Annotated in this window: 18 protein-coding genes; 8 read left to right on the top strand and 10 right to left on the bottom strand. The window is 49.9% G+C overall.

Features of this window, described 5'->3' with window-relative positions; all coding sequences use genetic code 11:
• Positions 1-71: 71 nt before the first annotated feature.
• Positions 72-659: an RNA polymerase sigma factor gene (locus ACTJJJ_RS21470; protein ID WP_188935483.1), complete on the bottom strand. Its 588-nt coding sequence runs from the start codon at positions 657-659 to the stop codon at positions 72-74.
• Between the two features lie 176 nt (positions 660-835).
• On the opposite strand from ACTJJJ_RS21470, the gene ACTJJJ_RS21465 reads away from it, so the two are divergent.
• The 4 genes from ACTJJJ_RS21465 (at position 836) to ACTJJJ_RS21450 (ending at position 5705) form a co-directional block, all read left to right on the top strand.
• Positions 836-1540, top strand: coding sequence for an NUDIX hydrolase (locus ACTJJJ_RS21465; RefSeq protein WP_188935481.1), 705 nt, complete (start codon positions 836-838; stop codon positions 1538-1540).
• Between the two features lie 298 nt (positions 1541-1838).
• Positions 1839-3503 (top strand): ribulokinase, encoded by a 1665-nt coding sequence (locus tag ACTJJJ_RS21460; protein WP_188935479.1) that lies wholly within the window; start codon positions 1839-1841, stop codon positions 3501-3503.
• Complete coding sequence (gene araA, locus ACTJJJ_RS21455; RefSeq protein ID WP_188935477.1) at positions 3503-4993, top strand: L-arabinose isomerase; 1491 nt, start codon at positions 3503-3505, stop codon at positions 4991-4993. Before ACTJJJ_RS21460 ends, araA begins: the two co-directional genes overlap by 1 nt.
• Positions 4994-5000: 7 nt before the next feature.
• Positions 5001-5705, top strand: a complete 705-nt coding sequence (locus ACTJJJ_RS21450; RefSeq protein ID WP_188935475.1) for an L-ribulose-5-phosphate 4-epimerase — start codon at positions 5001-5003, stop codon at positions 5703-5705.
• Between the two features lie 12 nt (positions 5706-5717).
• Here ACTJJJ_RS21450 and ACTJJJ_RS21445 read toward each other — a convergent pair whose 3' ends face one another.
• From ACTJJJ_RS21445 to ACTJJJ_RS21415, 7 genes are all read right to left on the bottom strand, one after another.
• On the bottom strand, positions 5718-5864 hold the full coding sequence (locus ACTJJJ_RS21445) for a hypothetical protein (protein WP_188935473.1): 147 nt from the start codon (positions 5862-5864) through the stop codon (positions 5718-5720).
• A gap of 143 nt (positions 5865-6007) precedes the next feature.
• Positions 6008-6196: a hypothetical protein gene (locus tag ACTJJJ_RS21440; protein WP_188935471.1), complete on the bottom strand. Its 189-nt coding sequence runs from the start codon at positions 6194-6196 to the stop codon at positions 6008-6010.
• A gap of 391 nt (positions 6197-6587) precedes the next feature.
• Positions 6588-6977, bottom strand: a complete 390-nt coding sequence (locus ACTJJJ_RS21435) for a response regulator (RefSeq protein WP_188935469.1) — start codon at positions 6975-6977, stop codon at positions 6588-6590.
• A 6-nt stretch (positions 6978-6983) separates the two neighbouring features.
• Complete coding sequence (locus ACTJJJ_RS21430; protein ID WP_188935467.1) at positions 6984-8075, bottom strand: hybrid sensor histidine kinase/response regulator; 1092 nt, start codon at positions 8073-8075, stop codon at positions 6984-6986.
• Positions 8072-10252 (bottom strand): sensor histidine kinase, encoded by a 2181-nt coding sequence (locus ACTJJJ_RS21425; protein WP_440702990.1) that lies wholly within the window; start codon positions 10250-10252, stop codon positions 8072-8074. The genes ACTJJJ_RS21430 and ACTJJJ_RS21425 overlap by 4 nt, the downstream gene beginning before the upstream one ends.
• Positions 10243-10935: a hypothetical protein gene (locus ACTJJJ_RS21420; protein ID WP_188935464.1), complete on the bottom strand. Its 693-nt coding sequence runs from the start codon at positions 10933-10935 to the stop codon at positions 10243-10245. The genes ACTJJJ_RS21425 and ACTJJJ_RS21420 overlap by 10 nt, the downstream gene beginning before the upstream one ends.
• A 6-nt stretch (positions 10936-10941) precedes the next feature.
• Complete coding sequence (locus ACTJJJ_RS21415; RefSeq protein ID WP_440702989.1) at positions 10942-13224, bottom strand: Rv1355c family protein; 2283 nt, start codon at positions 13222-13224, stop codon at positions 10942-10944.
• A 387-nt stretch (positions 13225-13611) separates the two neighbouring features.
• Here ACTJJJ_RS21415 and ACTJJJ_RS21410 point away from each other — a divergent pair, with 387 nt between their 5' ends.
• Entirely contained in the window at positions 13612-14076 is a 465-nt protein-coding gene (locus ACTJJJ_RS21410) for a response regulator (RefSeq protein WP_019940883.1), read from the top strand.
• 3 nt (positions 14077-14079) lie between these two features.
• Here ACTJJJ_RS21410 and ACTJJJ_RS21405 read toward each other — a convergent pair whose 3' ends face one another.
• Complete coding sequence (locus tag ACTJJJ_RS21405) at positions 14080-14253, bottom strand: hypothetical protein (protein WP_188935460.1); 174 nt, start codon at positions 14251-14253, stop codon at positions 14080-14082.
• A 141-nt stretch (positions 14254-14394) separates the two neighbouring features.
• Here ACTJJJ_RS21405 and ACTJJJ_RS21400 point away from each other — a divergent pair, with 141 nt between their 5' ends.
• Both ACTJJJ_RS21400 and ACTJJJ_RS21395 read left to right on the top strand, forming a co-directional pair.
• Entirely contained in the window at positions 14395-14604 is a 210-nt protein-coding gene (locus tag ACTJJJ_RS21400; protein WP_188935458.1) for a hypothetical protein, read from the top strand.
• 158 nt (positions 14605-14762) lie between these two features.
• The gene (locus tag ACTJJJ_RS21395) at positions 14763-15878 is read left to right on the top strand and encodes an alpha/beta hydrolase (RefSeq protein ID WP_440702988.1); all 1116 of its coding nucleotides are present in this window, start codon (positions 14763-14765) and stop codon (positions 15876-15878) included.
• A 1-nt stretch (position 15879) separates the two neighbouring features.
• Here the strand turns inward: ACTJJJ_RS21395 and ACTJJJ_RS21390 are convergent, their stop codons facing one another.
• On the bottom strand, positions 15880-17031 hold the full coding sequence (locus ACTJJJ_RS21390) for an acyltransferase family protein (RefSeq protein ID WP_440702987.1): 1152 nt from the start codon (positions 17029-17031) through the stop codon (positions 15880-15882).
• Between the two features lie 181 nt (positions 17032-17212).
• Here ACTJJJ_RS21390 and ACTJJJ_RS21385 point away from each other — a divergent pair, with 181 nt between their 5' ends.
• A complete protein-coding gene (locus ACTJJJ_RS21385; RefSeq protein WP_426295709.1) occupies positions 17213-17641 on the top strand; it encodes an SRPBCC domain-containing protein in 429 nt (142 codons plus the stop codon).
• Positions 17642-17665 lie beyond the last annotated feature (24 nt).

Here is a 17665-nt window from a genome sequence, read left to right as displayed (position 1 = left end):
GGATCGGGGATGTTATCAACCCAGAAGTCGCGCGCGGGAAAGGTAACCCTTAGTGGTTTTTGAGATTTTTTTTAAAAAGAAGAAAAAAGGACCAGAGCGCAGATCATATGCTCTTTCAAATGTTCTTTGAGAATGCGTAATGCCTTCGTAATGTGCTGTTCGACAGTCTTTTCAGAAATGTTCAGCGCTTCGCCAATTTGTTTGTTGGAAAGACCCCGGCGGCTCATCGTGAAAACTTCGTGGCATTTAGGGGGGAGTAAATGGAGACCTTTCTCGTAGCGGTTTTGCAGATCAGAGGCCAGGGTAGGCTGATCGGCGAAATCGGAAGTTTCGGCATGGTGGATTTCCCACTGGCCGTAATGGTGCTGGCGGGTGTATTCTTTGCGGTAGAAAGATATGATGAGTCGTTTGGCAATCGTAAACAGGAACGACCGGCCGCATTGAACCTGGTTTTGGCGGCGTTGCTGCCAGATATTTACAAAAAGCTCCTGGACAATCTCTTGCGCCGCAAACCGGTCGTTGACCTTCGAGTAAGCGTAATTGAACAGGCTTTTGAAATAGCGGTCATATAGCTCCGCAAAGGCCAGCTCATCGTCCTGCTCACTGATCAACGCAAGGATATTTTCATCGGAACAGGTAGCGTAGAAGTTGTTCATCATGAAGATAGCCTTTTAATAATCTGATATTCTCGCTGAGAAGCGGAACAAAATTCGTACTTAAATTTGTGACTTAACTCTTTAAACAGATTAAGTATTATCACTCTTTTTTTTACTTTCTTAACATAAATTTAACATTTTCCGGGATATGCGTGGGAATGTTTTTTGTAGCTAATTAAATGAATAACTATCCTCAGGCCTCACGGATCCTCGTGGCCATCGACTGCATTATTTTCGGATTTGACGGCAAGGATATCAAGCTGCTGCTGATTAAGAGGAATTTCGAACCCGAAAAAGGTAAATGGTCGCTGATGGGCGGCTTTCTGAACGTCGACGAAGACCTGACCGACGGCGCGGCGCGTATCCTATATAATCTTACCGGTCTCGAAGATATTTACGTGGAACAGCTCGAAACGTTCGGTAAAGCGAATCGTGACCCCGGCGAGCGGACGGTTTCCGTCGTATTTTTTGCATTGATCAAAATCGATGACCATGATTCGGAGGCTGTCAAAAGCCATAATGCCTCCTGGATCACACTCGACGCGCGTCCGAAACTTATTTTCGACCATGAACAAATGGTGTTACGCGCCATCGAACACCTCAAATACAACGCGGCCTTGCACCCGATCGGCTTCGAGCTCTTGCCCGAACGCTTCACGATCCCACAATTGCAGAAGCTTTACGAAGCCATTTACACCATACCGATCGACCGCCGGAATTTCAGTCGCAAGCTTCTTTCCACGGGCCTGCTCATCGATACCGGCCAGAAAAACAACAACAGCGCCACCAAAAAAGCAACGCTTTACAAACTCGACGCTGAGCGGTATAAGACCAAGTTTCATTCGTTCTGGAACTTTATGCCGGATTCGATGAAGAGTAATTGAGGGAGGAAAGGGAGGAAAGGGAGGATGGAGAAATGGGAGGGTGGAGAAATGGGAGGGTGGGGCGAAAATCGCTTAGCGATGTAGCATTGGTAGACCCGCTGGCGTAAATCTCTTGATTTGCACATACTATTCACAGGCTTCCGCGCCTTTTCTCCCTTTCCTCCATCCTCCCTTTCCTCCTTTCAATAAAATTTAAATTGTGTCAATAATACACTAAAAACAATTTTATTTATATTTGTTAGCTGATAAGTTAAATAAATGCGTCAAATTGGTCTGAGAACATCCGAAACCGATATTTATGGGAGAGAATTACGTTATTGGTATCGACTTCGGTACCGACTCTGTGAGGGCATTGGTGGTCAATGCGAACACGGGCGAACAGGCTGGGACGGCCGTGCGGGAGTATCCCCGCTGGAAGCAGGGCAAGTATTGCGATGCCAGCGTTTCGCAATTCCGGCAGCATCCGCTGGATTACCTCGATAGCCTGGAAGGCGCTGTTCGCGACGCGTTGGGCCAGGCCTCGCCGGCGGTAAGGCAAAAGGTGCGGGGTATCTCGGTGGATACGACGGGCTCGACGCCCGTTGCGGTAGACAGGAACGGCACGCCGCTTGCATTGCTTCCTGAGTTTGCCGAAAACCCCAACGGCATGTTTATCCTCTGGAAAGACCATACCGCCAATGCGGAAGCGGAGGAAATCAACCGGCTGGCACACAATTATGATATAGATTTTACCAAATATGTAGGCGGCATCTATTCTTCGGAATGGTTTTGGGCTAAAATATTGCGCACGCTGCGCGTAGACGAGGCCGTACGCGAAAACGCATTCTCCTGGGTGGAGCATTGCGACTGGGTTTCCGCCGAGCTTACCGGCATAACCGATCCGCTGCTTCTGAAACGCTCCCGCTGTGCCGCCGGCCACAAGGCGCTCTGGCACCAGGATTTCGACGGACTGCCATCCAATACATTCTTTAAGGAACTCGACCCGCTGCTCGACGGCTTGCGCGACAGGCTTTTCGCCGATACCGAAACTTCGGACCGCCCGATGGGCACTATCTCGAAAGAGTGGGCCGCGAAGTTGGGCATTCCCGCCGACGTGGTGATCGGAGTGGGCGCTTTCGACGCGCACATGGGTGCCGTAGGCGCACTTATCGAACCCTATTCGTTATGCAAGGTGATCGGTACTTCTACCTGCGATATGCTGGTCGCCCCGAATGAGGAAGTCGGGCATTTACTAATCAAAGGTATTTGCGGGCAGGTCGACGGCTCCATCGTGCCTGGGATGCTGGGTATGGAGGCCGGGCAATCGGCTTTCGGAGATATTTATGCCTGGTTTTCCAAACTGATCGTCGAACCGGTGCGTGCCTTGCTGGGGGAGGAAGAGGCATCTGAACTTTCGCAGAGACTGATCCCGCATTTGGCGGAGCAAGCTGCAAAGTTGCCAGTGACTCCGAATGATATAATCGCCATCGATTGGCTGAATGGCCGTCGTACACCCGACGCGAACCATACGCTCAAAGGAGGATTATTGGGCTTAAACCTGGCAAGCGACAGTACCCGCGTTTTCAAAGCGCTGGTAGAGGCTACCGCTTATGGTTCCAAAGCAATCGTGGAGCGCTTCCGGAACGAGGGCGTACCTATTCATCAGGTGATCGCCATCGGAGGCGTGGCGAAGAAATCCGCATTTGTGATGCAAACGCTGGCTGATGTCTTGAATATGCCTATTAAAGTGGCAGCCTCCGAGCAAGCCTGTGCACTGGGGGCGGCAATGTTCGCTTCGGTAGCGGCTGGCGTTCATTCCAACTTGCAGGACGCGCAAGGGGCGATGAGCTCCGGATTCGACGCGGTATATGAGCCGCGGGAGGCGCAGTCGGCGGTTTATCAGCAGCTTTATCAGAGATACCTGGAAGCTGGGGTTTATATCGAAAACGATTTTTTACAAAAAGCACATTTACAATTTTCCTGATGCTTGATTTAAAACAGTTTGAAGTCTGGTTTATCACTGGAAGTCAGCATTTGTATGGCGAGGCGACGCTCCGCCAGGTCGATGAACATTCGCAGATCATTGCCCGGCACCTCGGCCAAACCCCGCAAGTACCTGTGCGGGTAATTTTCAAGCCGGTTGTCAAATCGCCGGAAGAGATTTACAACATCATTCAGGAAGCCAACAGCACCGTCCATTGCATTGGCATCGTGGCCTGGATGCACACTTTTTCCCCCGCTAAAATGTGGATTAGGGGCTTGCAGATATTGCAAAAGCCATTGTTGCATTTGCATACACAATACAACCGCGACATTCCGTGGGCCGAGATCGATATGGATTTCATGAACCTGAACCAATCGGCGCACGGCGACCGAGAATTCGGGTTTATGATGACGCGTATGCGCCTCAACCGCAAGGTGATCGTGGGACATTGGCAGCAGGATCACGTCGCCGAAGGCCTGGGCCAGTGGGCCAGGGTAGCGGCTGCCCGCCACGATCTGAAAGGTGCTAAATTCGTCCGGTTCGGCGATAATATGCGCGAAGTGGCTGTGACCGACGGCGATAAGGTAGCCGCGGAAATGACTTTCGGCTTTTCGGTCAATACTTACGCGGTAGGGGACCTGGTTGCGGTGATCGACCAGGTTTCCGACGCGGATATTACTGCATTGGTCGCTGAATATACCGATACTTACCAGCTAGCTGCCGGTCTTGAAAGCAGTGGCCAGCGCCACCAGGCCTTGCGGGATGCCGCGAAGATCGAGCTGGGTTTGAAATATTTCCTGAAAGACGGAAATTTCAAAGGTTATACCAACACTTTTGAAGACCTGCACGGGATGAAACAGCTGCCGGGCATTGGCTCGCAGCGGATGATGGCGGCGGGTTACGGCTACGCCGGCGAAGGCGATTGGAAAACATCAGCCATCGTACGTGCATTGAAAGTAATGGCCAGCGGTCTGCCGGGCGGCAACTCGTTTATGGAGGATTATACCTACCATTTTAACCCATCCAATAACCTGGTACTCGGGTCGCATATGCTCGAAATTTGCCCCAGCATCGCGAAGGGTAAGCCATCTGTTGAGGTCCATGCGCTAGGGATAGGGGGTAAGGACGATCCTGTACGCCTCGTGTTCGATGCACCAGCCGGACCTGCGGTCAATGTTTCACTCGTGGATATGGGTAATCGTTTCCGCTTGCTTGTGAACGAGGTAGAAGCCACTGAGGTGACTGAGCAATTGCCGAAACTTCCCGTAGCGCGCGTACTTTGGAAGCCGCAACCGGACATGCAGACAGCCTGTGCGGCCTGGATTTATGCCGGTGGTGCGCACCATACCGCTTTCAGCCAGAACCTTACAACCGAGCATATCGAGACTTTTGCGGAAATGGTGGGTGTGGAATTGGTGGTGATTGATAAAAATACTACCCTGCGGCAACTGAAAAACGAGTTGCGTTGGAGCGAAGCTTATTACAGATAACCCGAAAATGTCAAAATATCAATATCTCAAAGAGCAGGTTTACGAAGCCAATATGGAAATCCCGCGGGAGGAACTGGCGATCGTGACCTTTGGCAATGTAAGCGGCGTCGACAGGGCTGCGGGCGTGGTGGCGATCAAGCCGAGTGGCGTTCCTTATCACCGGTTGAAGGTGGAGGACATTGTAATCGTGGACCTGGATAATGTCCTGGTGGAGGGCAATATGCGCCCGTCATCGGATACCAAAACCCATACATTGCTTTATAAAAACTTTTCCTCGATCGGGGGCGTGTGTCATACGCATTCTACGTATGCGGTGGCGTGGGCGCAGGCGATCCGGCCCATTCCTAACCTCGGTACCACCCATGCCGATCACCTGACGGCCTCAATTCCTGTTACGGAAATAATGTCGGATGAAAGAATCCAGCGCGATTACGAGCTCGAAACCGGAAACCAGATACTCGATTTGTTTGGGGAAGGAAAACTGAGTTATGAAGAAGTTGAAATGGTGTTGGTGGCCTGCCACGGCCCCTTTACCTGGGGGAAAGACCCCGCCAAGGCGATTTACAATTCAATCGTGCTCGAAGAGATCGCGAAAATGGCTTACCTCACGTTACAGATCAATCCTGCGGCGGTGGCCATCAAACAGAGCTTGTGCGATAAGCATTATTTCAGAAAGCACGGCAAAGACGCTTATTACGGGCAGGGGTGCTAGCATATGAGCTGCTTAGTTCTTTTTCGAACGGCGGCTGGCAATGTTGCGCATCTGCTGCAATGCTTCCTGGCGGGTCATCGCTTTTTCGTTGGACTTGGCTTCCTCGATGGCGTCCTTGGAAAAACGGCCTTTCAGCAGGTTGAAAATCGTGAAAATCATATTGTTTGTGCTATTCGGAACGGTAACCCATTATCTACCCAAACTTACCAAAGAACGCGCTATAAAAAAAGAGCTGCCGGTGTTCCCATTCACCGGCAGCCTATATTATGAACGTTGAGTATAATAAGTGCTTTTGTTGTTGATCAGGAAAGCGCTTCTTTACGCAATTTCTTTCCGGGGTGAAATTCGTCTTTTATCCAGCGTACAAAATTGTGGGAATTGGTTTTGTAAATCTCCATGGATAAGGGCTTGATACCACTGAACTCAACCTCTTTAACGTACTGTGCGTGCAATTTCAAAATCTCGGCCAGGGTCTTGCTATCAGTTTTCATTAAAACATTGTGTTAAGGTTTACACTGGTTGTACGTGACTTCACAATAAAGATGTACCCGCCCCTTCCTAAAATCTTTTAATATTTAAAAAATCCTATTATTGATTTGAAACATTATAGTGATGTTTCAAAAACAGGTTTCCAGCGCCACATTGTTTGAAACAGTGGTGGCCCGTATTGTTACATAATAGGACAGATTGTGGAGGTATAGTTCGTTTCGTCCGTCAGCTTATCGGCTTGACATTCAACAGATAGGGGTAAATGTTAGTACCGACTTCTTAAAAAAGTGCACAAAGGCCTTTTCAGGTCACACCAGGGTAATTGCAAAGGACAAGTGGATTCTCCGACTGTCCATCTACTTTAATGTACTAAAAAAATTATACTACGGGTGTCTAGATGGCCAGCTTCTTTTTCAGGAAAGGGATTTCGAGCGGCTTGGGGAGCAGATCGATGATGTACTGGCTGGCTTTGGCCTTCTCGATGTCCCGTGTGTCGATGGTCGAGGAGAGCATGAAGATCCTGATCTTCTGCCGAAGCGTTTCAGGTAACTGTCCGAACTCGTCGATGAATTCGAAGCCGTTCATGTCGGGCATCTGAAGGTCGAGAAGGATGATGGTATCAGGGAGGTTTTCGGCCTGGCCGATAAGGTGCTTGAGGGCGTCGCGCGCCGAATTGAAGGTTTTGACTGAACTCGTAATCCCGCTTTTAATTAATAACTTTTCGTAGATGAACAGGTCGAATGCGCTGTCATCTATCAAAAAGAAGTTAAGCAGTGGCTCCATGTCGGGTTATTTGTTAATAGAAGGAATGTTGATTTCAAAAATACTACCCTGGCCGATTTTTGAAGTTACGCTGATTTCACCCCCCAATTTTGCGATCGCTTCGTGTACGATATAAAGTCCTATCCCTGAGCCGCTGTTGGTGGCGCCTGCACGGTAAAACATTTTGAAAATTTTGTCCTGATCCGATTCCCTGATGCCGGTCCCGTTGTCTTCCACGATGATCCGCGCATCGGAATCGGTCGATTTTACCGTCAGGTGAACGAACGGGTTCGGCTTGGATTTGTCCTGAAACTTGATCGCGTTGTTGATCAGGTTATTGAAAATAATGCGCAGCTTCATCACATCCGAATGGAATATGCCGTCCTCCTGGATGTCCGTGGTCATTTTCAGGTTGCCGTATTCGGGCAGGTATTGAATGGTAGCCTGCACCTCGGTAACGAGCTCCTCGAAGCTGATGTCCGTCACGACGGGTACGCCGCGTGCATTTTTATAATAATCAATGATGTTAATGATGAAGGTATCCAGCTTCTTCACCGATTGCCGGATCAGTTCGAGGTATTCGTTCTGCGATTTGACATCCTCTTCCAGGAGGGCCAGGTTCACGATGCCAAGTACCGACATCAGCGGCGCGCGGAGGTCGTGCGAGGCGCTGTACACAAACTTGTCGAGCTCCTCGTTCGCCTTTTGCAGTTCGATGTTCCGCAGTTTGAGGTCCTCGCGGGTTTTGTAAATATCGTAGGCGTTGGAAATCGCATTTTCGACATAGTTATAATCCCACGGCTTGTCGATGAACCTGAAAACCTCCCCCTTGTTGATCGCGTCGATTGCCGCACCGATGTCCGTATGCCCGGTAATGAGGATACGTATGGGTTTCGGGAACTTGGTCCTGATTTTTTCAAAGAATTGTACGCCCGTCATGACCGGCATCCGCTGATCGGCCAGGATAATGCAGAAGTCCTTGTCGTCCAGCATTTGCTCTGCCTCTACCACGGAGGAAGTGATCGTGATATCGTACTGTTTGCGGAACGAAGCCTTGAACGAATGCAGGTTGTGCTCCTCGTCGTCAATGTACAGAATGGTTATAGCTTTTTCGCTCATTGAAAATCAGGGATTGGGCGTGCCTTTCTTTTAACAGGGAGTGTGATCAAAAATTCTGTACCTTCTCCTACTTCCGTGTTTACTTGAATGTTACCGCTGTGAACTTCGATAATTTTAAATACAATTGAAAGGCCGAGGCCTGTACCATCGCCTACCTGCTTGGTGGTGAAGAACGGTTCGAAAATTTTGGCACGCACCTCCTGGGTCATGCCCGGTCCGTTGTCGCGCATGGAGATCGCTACGGTTTCGGGGTCTTTCAGCCAGGATTTCACCCAGATAGTCGGGGTTTTGCCTTCTTGCTTCTCCTTTTGCAATGCATAAATCGAGTTGGTCAGGATGTTCATAAACACCTGATTGAGCTTGCCTGCGTAGCATTCGATGCTCGGGATATTGCCCAATTCCTTTACGAGCGTGATGGCGTTCCCCATCTGGTAGTTGAGGATGATGAGCGTGGATTCGATCCCCTCATTGACATTGACCAGGTTGAGGTCGGTTTCGTCCACCCGCGAGAATATTTTCAAACCTTTTACGATCTCGACGGTCCGGTGAGCGCCGTCTTCCATGCCTTTCAGCAATGTACCGAGCTCGGTTTTGAGATATTCCAGGTCGAGGTCTGCTTTCAGGCGTTCGATCTCCTTCACTTTGGTCTGAAGTCCTTCCATGGAATCGATCTGCCTGATTCCGTCGTAGGAATCGAGGATTTCCAGGACATCGTCGATATCCCTTCTCAGCGGCCTGATATTCGAGCTAACAAAGTTGATCGGGTTGTTGATCTCGTGTGCGATACCCGCGGTAAGCTGACCGAGCGAGGCCATTTTCTCAGAGTCGATCAGCTGCGTTTGAGCATCTTTCAGCTTGGTGACGGTCAGGTTAAGCTCCGTATTGGCAAATTGCAGCTCGGCTGTACGTTCGTTGACGCTTTTTTCGAGGAAGGCGTTCTGTTCGAGGATGATCTTTTCGTTTTCCATCGAAATGCGTAGCGCCTGCGCCTGGGATATTTCCTTCTCCTTTTTGAAAATGTTGATCTTGTCCGCCAATGCAAACGACAGCAGGATTACTTCGATGGCCGTACCCGCCTGCATCGTGTAATTGGTGAAGCTGTTGTAGGGCAGGATGTTGAGGTTTCGAAGCGAGTAAAGCACGATGCCGATCAGGAACATCGACCACGCCACCAGGAAGAACTTGGCCGGACGATAGCCTTCCATCGAGAGCATGAGGGCTACAACGAGCGCGAAAAGTGCGGCGGACGGTGCCAGCAGGTCGATGATCCGGTAGCTGACCATATTCAGTCCGATCAGGTTGAAAAGTACCGCTACGCCGTAAGTGACGATAATCGCCGTGATAATACGGTAGTTGGTTGTGGATCGTTCCCGGATGTGCAGGAAGTTCTGAAAGAACAGCAAAGCAAAGCTCCCCGCGAGGGCCGGGAAAAGGATAATCGAGTATTCATTGAAAGCCGGGGTCCCGGGCCAGAGGAATTTGAATGTGTACCCGGTGATCGTTGTTTGGGTAAGTCCGATGAACAGGATATAGAGAACGTAATACAAATAGCTCTTTTCGCGGATCGAGAAATACACGAAAAAATTATAGAGCATCATCACCAGAAGCACACCGATATGGATACCGGATATGATCTCGTTGGTCAATGCGAACTGGAAAAGGCCCATCTCGCTGCGGACGATGAGCGGAACTACGATCTGCTCGCTTCCATGGATTCGCAGGTAGTAGGTTTGGGTCGTTTGTCGCGGAATATCGAGTTTAAAGACAATATTCTGGTGTTTGACATGCCGCTTGTCGAAGACGTCGTTCCAGGAAATGGTTTCCTTTTTAGCTTTGCCCCGTTCCGTCGAGTATAATGTAACCGATTCGATACGAGGGTAGGCAAGTTCGAGAAACAGGTTGTCCTCGGCGCTGTTATTTCTGATATTGAGCCGCACCCAGAACGCGGAGGCGCTGACCCCGAAGTTGGGTGTGTCCTCAAAGCTGGGCGTGAATTTTCCATGGGCCTTCACCTCGTCGATCGTCAATGCCGCGGAAGTGTCTTCCAGGATTTCCACCTGCTTGCCGATCGTCACATCCGTACCTTTGAACACAACCTCGCCTGCATAAGCGCTATGTAGCAAGCTTATGAGTAACAGGAAGGTTCCAATAATCCCGCGGTAGAACTTTACATCCATTTATTGATATCGTAAATTATCGTTAGGTCCCCGCGACGGCCCGTTTCAACGACGGTTTGCGTAGGGTTTGTTCTCAGGCTGAATATTTTTTCACGTTCATCATCGGTGGCAAACGGTAGGTTAATCAGATCCCTGGCGATCAGCGATGTGGCTATCAAGCCTTCTTTGGGATAATAAAAGGTGCCGTTGTTGCCCAGGTCGGTCAGCACTTCGAACCCGATCCGCTGGCTGATAACCAGGGTGATAGGGGAACAAAGGCCCATCAGGTATTTTATCCCGACCGTCGACGCAATGGCCATTGCCGTTCTGCCGAGGTATACGCTTCCGATTCCATAACCCGCTACCTCCTTCGAATTGAAAAGCCCGCAAAATTCTGCCACGTTATGGTCTCCAATCTTGTCTACATAACTGTAAATGCTTTTATCGATCTTCGCGATCGCATCCTCCATGGGCATTTTCAGATTCGCCGAGCGGACCTGTACTCTCGTGCCGCCATAGATGGATTTACCATCTTCCGATTGCACGATGATTACATAAGTATTCGGGTCCTCCAACCAGTTATGGCTGGCGGAAGTAACCTGTTTCACCCCGTACGCTTCCAGTACCCTGCGATGCCCTTCAACATATCTGAGGCTGGTTTCTACATCATCCGGTGCACGGTATGCTTTAATATGTGCTACCATGTACTGTTATGGGTTTACAATAAAAAGTGTTTCGCTCAACGGCAATCGGTAACTTTTGATCCCGGGCTTTTCTGCCTGCGCTATTTTAAATAAAAACACTTCTGCAACATCGTCTTCGAACGGAACCAGTTCCATGAATTTCTTTCTTAACGTGCGTAATCTGGATGCTTCGAGCCCATCTAGGCCCGCATTTTCCCCTTTTGTAATGCGGGGGAATAAATAAAACGGGGAAATTAATGGATGGATCGCAAATTGCAACTGTTCGGCGCGAAGCCAGAGGCGCTGCATGGCCATTCCGCCGAGAAAAAAGTTCTTATAACTGTACTTCGGCATGGTGATCATTCCCAGCGCCGAGGCCGTACTGACCGATTTGAGCGCTGCGTCGACCAATGCGCCACCTCCTTGAACTCCCTTTAATGCCTGGGAAATTTCACGGTCGCGGATGATCGAGAGGGCGGCTATCTGCGCGTTGTTGAGGCCCAGCGTTCGTACGTCGATGCCATCCCTGGACAGTTCGGCTTCCGTCGGTGTCCACTTCATTTCGCGGTGTACGAAGTCGTAATGGCCTTCCGGGTTCAGCAGGCGCACCCGGTCGCATTCGCCGATAATCTCGCCGATGGCCATTATTTCCTGTTTGGCAGAAAAATAATGAAATGCCGCACCGGCAACGCTTTGAGCTGCTTCCTTTAATTGCTGGAAAGCGGCTTCCGGAATGGCGACGGGATTCGACGGGTTGCGGTTGGTACACCGCTCGTAGATGACATTTACCGCTTCGGGAGCGTAAACAGGTTCGGCACCGTTGCCGTTGCCCTGGAAATCGATCGCGGCGATGAGGGGCGATTCCTCGCCAAGGGGGAAAATTTCAGCATTTACGCCGAGTCCGGCTTCATTGGCTTTTAATAATATGTTCTCGTAGGAAGCTCCGAAGGAAATGTTCGAAGCGATCTGGTCGAAATCACCGAAAGAAAACGACCGGAACCGGTCGTGGAAGAGAAATAGCCTGCCGTGACGATAAAGCCATTTCCAGGGCTGGTCGTTCCCGGTCGAAGGTGCCTGACAGGCAGCATTCACAATATCTGCCAGAATACCTTCCGGAATTGTCTCAGTTTGTTTTTGCGATAACGAATCAGCTATACGAACAGCCTCTGAAAGGTCAAAAGGAGCATGCGGATTGTTTCGTAGTGCCCCTTGCGGTTTCTCTGCTTTGTCGGCAACAAGCTCTTCCAAATCAATATAATACCTGCCCGACTCATGAAACTGGTTGAGGAGAATGCGCCGGCAAACGTCCGTTACTACGCCGCCGCCGAGCGTCACGGCACTGGCCAGCTGCGGCCAGGTGCCAATGCTCTGGCCGATTTCGACCAGCGAAACCTTCCCCCTTTTGGACCCGTTGATCGCATTCACGATGCGTAACACAAGCGGTAGCCTGTCTTCTTCGGAAATATGTTCGAATTTATCCAGTGGGAGGCCTTGCAGATAGCCGTGGAAAATAGGCCGTTCGGGTTCATTATCGAATCTTTCGACATCGAGCATCCCGCGGTCGCTCGTTTCCATGACCACCGGGATGCCCAGTTGTGCGGCCCGGATTCGCGCATTTATTTTCAGGGCAATATCGTCGCATTCGTCGACGAGAATATCCAGTTTTCCGCCGTCGAGCAGAAAACCGTCGAGGTTTTCCTTGGTAATACCCTCCGGAAAGCACTCGATATCGAGAAAGGGGTCTATCTCGGCGATCTCTCGCGCCGTCACAATGCATTTGTTGACTCCGATGTTGTGAAGGCCCGTACGTATACGATTGAGGTTACTCAGTTCAATTGTATCAAAATCAGCGAGTTTCAGCTTGCCGCAGGCTCGCTCCGTAGCAATGCTTAGCGCCACCGAATGGCCAACCGACAGGCCGATGATGCCTATCGCCCGTTTGGATAGGTGCTGCTGCTCGGCGGGGGTGATTTTGTATTGGTTGCGGCTGGTCCGGAGCTCAACGAATTCATTTTCATCGACCAAATGAAGGAGTCGTTCCGACCAAGGGTAATACACCCAAATGCCCTCTGTTTCAACGTCTTTGTTGCCGACCCATTCATGGTATTTTTGTTCGGTTTCCGCGCTGGTGAGCCGCTTTTTGGGATGTCGGATTCGGATGAGTTCCTGTTTCTGCGAAGCAAATAAATCCAGGATGGTCTTGCCGCGATATTCTTCAATGAAGGAGAGGAAATTTGCTTTATCTGCGTAGCGCTCTTTGGAGATGAAAACCGGTTTGTAGATATAGTTGATCTCTATGTTATGGTGCATTTTAGAATAATTGTGAAGCCTGTCCTTCAATGGGCCGTGGCCGGATTTAACAAATCACAAAATTGTGCCGATCTTCGTATAAAATTCACCGAACCGGCTATCGCATACGCTGAATCTCGTATATTACGCATTTTTACTCGCTTCAATAATTACACAAATTGCTGAATTTATTTTTGTAAAACTAACCTCCGGTACATTGGGGGGGAAATATTTGGACGTTTGTTCGTAAAATTCTCTTATTAGCAGAAGCTTGCGCAAATGCATCGCGTAAAAAATTTGTCGAATGTGCTGTGGCTGTTGATGCGAATATAGAATTAATATTATAATATTATCAATTAGTTCGGTGGTAGAAGGAGTTCTGTCCCCGCCAAGCACCAAGTATTCAGGATGGAAAAAGGAAAAATAAGCGTACTGTATGTAGATGATGAAATCAACAACCTCAACTCATTCAAGGCCGCTTTCAGAAGAGATTTCAATATTTTAATTGCCACATCAGGACGCGAAGGGCTCGAACTCCTGAAACACAACGTCGTGCACGTGATCATTACCGACCAGCGTATGCCTGAAATGACGGGTGTGGATTTTCTGATCGAAGTTTTAAAGGATTATTCCGACCCCGTTCGGATCCTGCTCACGGGTTACACAGATATTACCGCGGTGATCGACGCCGTGAACAAGGGGCACATCTACTACTACCTCAATAAGCCCTGGGACGAGCAGCAACTGCGCATCATTATTAAAAATGCCTACGAAATATTCCACCTCCGGGAAGAAAATAAGGAGCTGATCGAAAAGCTGATCGATGTGAACGGCCAGCTGGAATTTCTTCTACGGCAAAACCTGCTTTCGTAGGGGCTAGCGCGACGTGTATTTCTTCCTCACAAGGTTTTTGATTCCGGCTGCCGATAGCCGGGAGCCACGGAACATGTAGGTTAAAACAGAGAACGCCGACGAAAACGCCACTGCCAGCAACAGTATTGCCGCGAAAAGGAGATTGCCTATTGCTTTGAGAAAGATGATGATATCCATGACTTTTTATAGTGGGTGACTACCACGCATTTGTAAAAATCGTACCAGAAGCATTGCTGCGTCGTCAGGGACGGTTTGTGCTGGTATCTTTTTTGTGAAAGAACCGTTTTTCCAAATCAGCAAACTAAACGGGTAGTAATCATGAAAAAGATCATAGCCATAGGCGTTATTACCGGGGTCGCCCTGTTCCTGTTCGTGATCTCGTGTGGTAAACGAATGCAGACGGGCAATTCCGAAAAGGAGCAAGCGGACGCCACCAAAAAGAACAAAACCGAGGGGTATTTCTACCATCAGCCGGATCAGGGCACGGGCACTGATTCAAGCGCTATCAAGAAAAATATAAATAATTGACTCATCGGGGTTGCATTAGGTTACATGTATTGCGAAAACAGGTTAATTTCGCGTACAAATAGCCCCGTAAAGAATCAGGAAAGCCGGGCCTCAATGCCCGGCTTTCTTCCGTTACCATGTTCTGAAAAGCCGGTTCAAGTATTATTAATCCTACGAATGTGAAGCAACTTTACTGGGCATATGGTCTGGTTATACTGATCGGGATGTTGGTGAGCTGTCGTTACCCGGCTCCGGTTCCAAAACCGATCGATGGCGAAGGTCCCGACACGACGGTGCCTAATAAGCCCGATACCGTGATCATCGACACGATCCCGGCCAAGAATCCCGACTCGTCGCTCGCCAATACCGCCCGGTTTGGCAACAGCAAGATTTTTGACGAGGCCAAACTGAAATCCAGTAAGGGCATTTTTACCAAAGCGGCCGACTACCAGGGCCGCATCACGGATTTGAACTACGAGTTTGTTGCTCCCGGAGATGACACCCTGCGATTCCGTCCTTTTGTACTAATGGTCCACGAAGGGGCATTCCTTTTCGGGGATTTGGGCAACGAAATGGGGAAAGCCCGCGGGCTTGCCCAACGCGGCTATGCGGCGGCGGCGATCAACTACCGGCTGGGGTTCAACGGCGCCAGCGAAACGTATGCCTGCGGAGGAAATAGCCAGGAGGCCGTGCGCGCCGTGTACCGGGCCGTGCAGGATACGTATGCCGCTATCCACTATTTTGTGGACCGTGCCGAGGAATTCGGTATCGATACGCGGCAAATTATGCTGGCAGGCAGCAGTGCGGGGGCCATTACGGTCACTGCATTGGTATATATGAACGAAGCCGATTTTGAAGCGCTCGCGCCGGGTATCACCAAGGCATTGGGCCGCCTCGATCCGAAAGCCGAAGACAGCCCTTTCCGCGTGCGGGCGCTGCTCACACAGATGGGTTACGGGATATTCAACGACGGGTATATCAATGCGTCAAACGCCATGCCGACCGTCTTTTTTCAGCGGATCGGGGATAATGTGCTTCCCTATTATAGAGGTACCTTTCTTTCGTGCCCTACCTACCTACCTATGGAAGGGGCGAAAATGGCTGCGGATCAGTTAAAGAAGTTTAAAACACCATTTGAACTCAATTACGAAAACCTGGAAGGCCATCACCTGAGCTATCCCGAGGAATATGTGATTGGCCGCTACGCCGGTTTCATGAAACGGCTCTGGTCGAGGAACCCGCGACAGATCACGAACGACGCCTACAAAACCGTTGAAGACGTCGGACTCAAATAGCTTAGCGGCTGACGGGCTCTTTTACTGCAACTCTTTCGCGGGCAAGCAACAATTGGCCGAGATAGGAGGTCAGCCGCACTTCGAGGTATTCGTAGGAAAGGCGCGAAACAATGAGCGTCACCGCTACCGATAGGAAAAACATGGCCGTGCCTTCTCCATAAACCGGGAAACCCAGCTTGCGGAACAGAAAGCCCAGGCCCACAACGACAGGCACGTGCAGCAGGTACACGGAGAACGACATATCACCCAGGCGGACCAGCCACGGCGGGAATTTCTGAATACGTTCCTGATAATGAAATACGAACACGGCAAAAATAGCCACTGAGCCAAGTCCCCATTCAAAGGGGCCGAAGCCACCCAGGAACCCTGAAAGAAATTGCCATATTGCGAGGCAAAGGAGGGTCGGGGCCACCATATTCCAGGAAAGAAATGTGCGGATACCGTCGTGCAATGCGCGGTTGTAATAGACCAGGCCGAGGAACACGCCGTATACAAAGTTCCAGATGATCGGGTTAGTCACCATATTTAGGTAGGGAGAGCCCAGGTCGGTCATTTTATCCGCTTTCAATGTAAAAACACCGTAATAGGTTGGGATACCCACCAGCGTAACGGCGATCATTAGGAAGAATGCATACCAGCGCAAGCGCGAGAACAGCATGGAAACCGCTATCAGGAGATAAAAGTAGATCTCGTAGTTGAGGCTCCATCCGACATTCAGCACTGCGTAGCCGTAAAAAGGAGGTGGGGTATTGCCCAGGGGAATAAACAGAAGGCTGCGCAATAGCTCGGAAGGCCATTCGGGATTGGGTGCGAGCCGGCTATGGAGCAGGCAATAGCCCAGGGTAACGACCGTGTAGGCGGGCCAGATGCGGATCAGCCGTTTGGCTATGAAGCGCAGAATGTTCCTTCCCGAGAGCACGGTATTACTGGTGATGAAAACCATAATGAAACCGCTGATCACGAAAAAGAGGCTTACACCGGCCGGGCCCGATCCGAATATAAATTCAAATTCCTTCCTGAAAGCGGCATCTTTGGGCATTACATCTTTTAAATGGTAGATTGTGACGTACAATGCGGCGATGCCCCGCAGTACCTGAATACTATTTAATTTCGATTCACGAATAACGCGGCCCGGGTCTTGCTTTTGTCCCATACCGATGAGAAATGTTGAGTTAATAGTATGTTATTATAAGTGACACAGAAACAGGGAAAACCGTGTCAGAGGAGGGAAAGATAATCAAAAGTGTGTCTTTTCTTGCAATAAGTATATTACTGGATACCTAATGCGGCACAGTTTTTTGCCAAACAAAAAATGGAAAGCTAAACATCGTTTTATGGCACAGGAGCTTATAGTCAGCAAAAAAATAATGATAGAAGCACCTGTGGCGAAGGTGTGGGAAGTGTTGATTGCGCCTAAATATATCCGGCAGTGGGACGATCTGCCCCAGGATTTTGAAGACTATTATCTTGAACACGGCAAAGTGATCGATTGGTCGGGGATGACGCGGCTAACCGTTACCGGATACGAGCCCAACGAGCTGCTTGTTTTCTCGCTTTACGTTTCGAAATGGGAGCAGCCGCCCTCCCAGTATGATATCAGTTACCGTTACCGGCTCACGGAGGAAGAGAGCGGGACCATGCTGGATTTGGAGATAGGCGATTTTTCGGTGTTGCCGGATGGGCGGGACTATTATGCATCCTCGGAGGAGTTTGCGACGACCGCGCTCGAAAAAATCAAAAATTTGTCGGAAAACCGGGTTTAACAGCGGGCGCGATTATCTTTGTAA

The organism is Dyadobacter sp. 22481, assembly GCF_052044875.1.
In the GTDB taxonomy this organism is placed as follows: domain Bacteria; phylum Bacteroidota; class Bacteroidia; order Cytophagales; family Spirosomataceae; genus Dyadobacter; species Dyadobacter endophyticus.
Note: the sequence above shows the minus strand (reverse complement) of the source record. Positions and strands in the feature narration are given on the sequence as shown.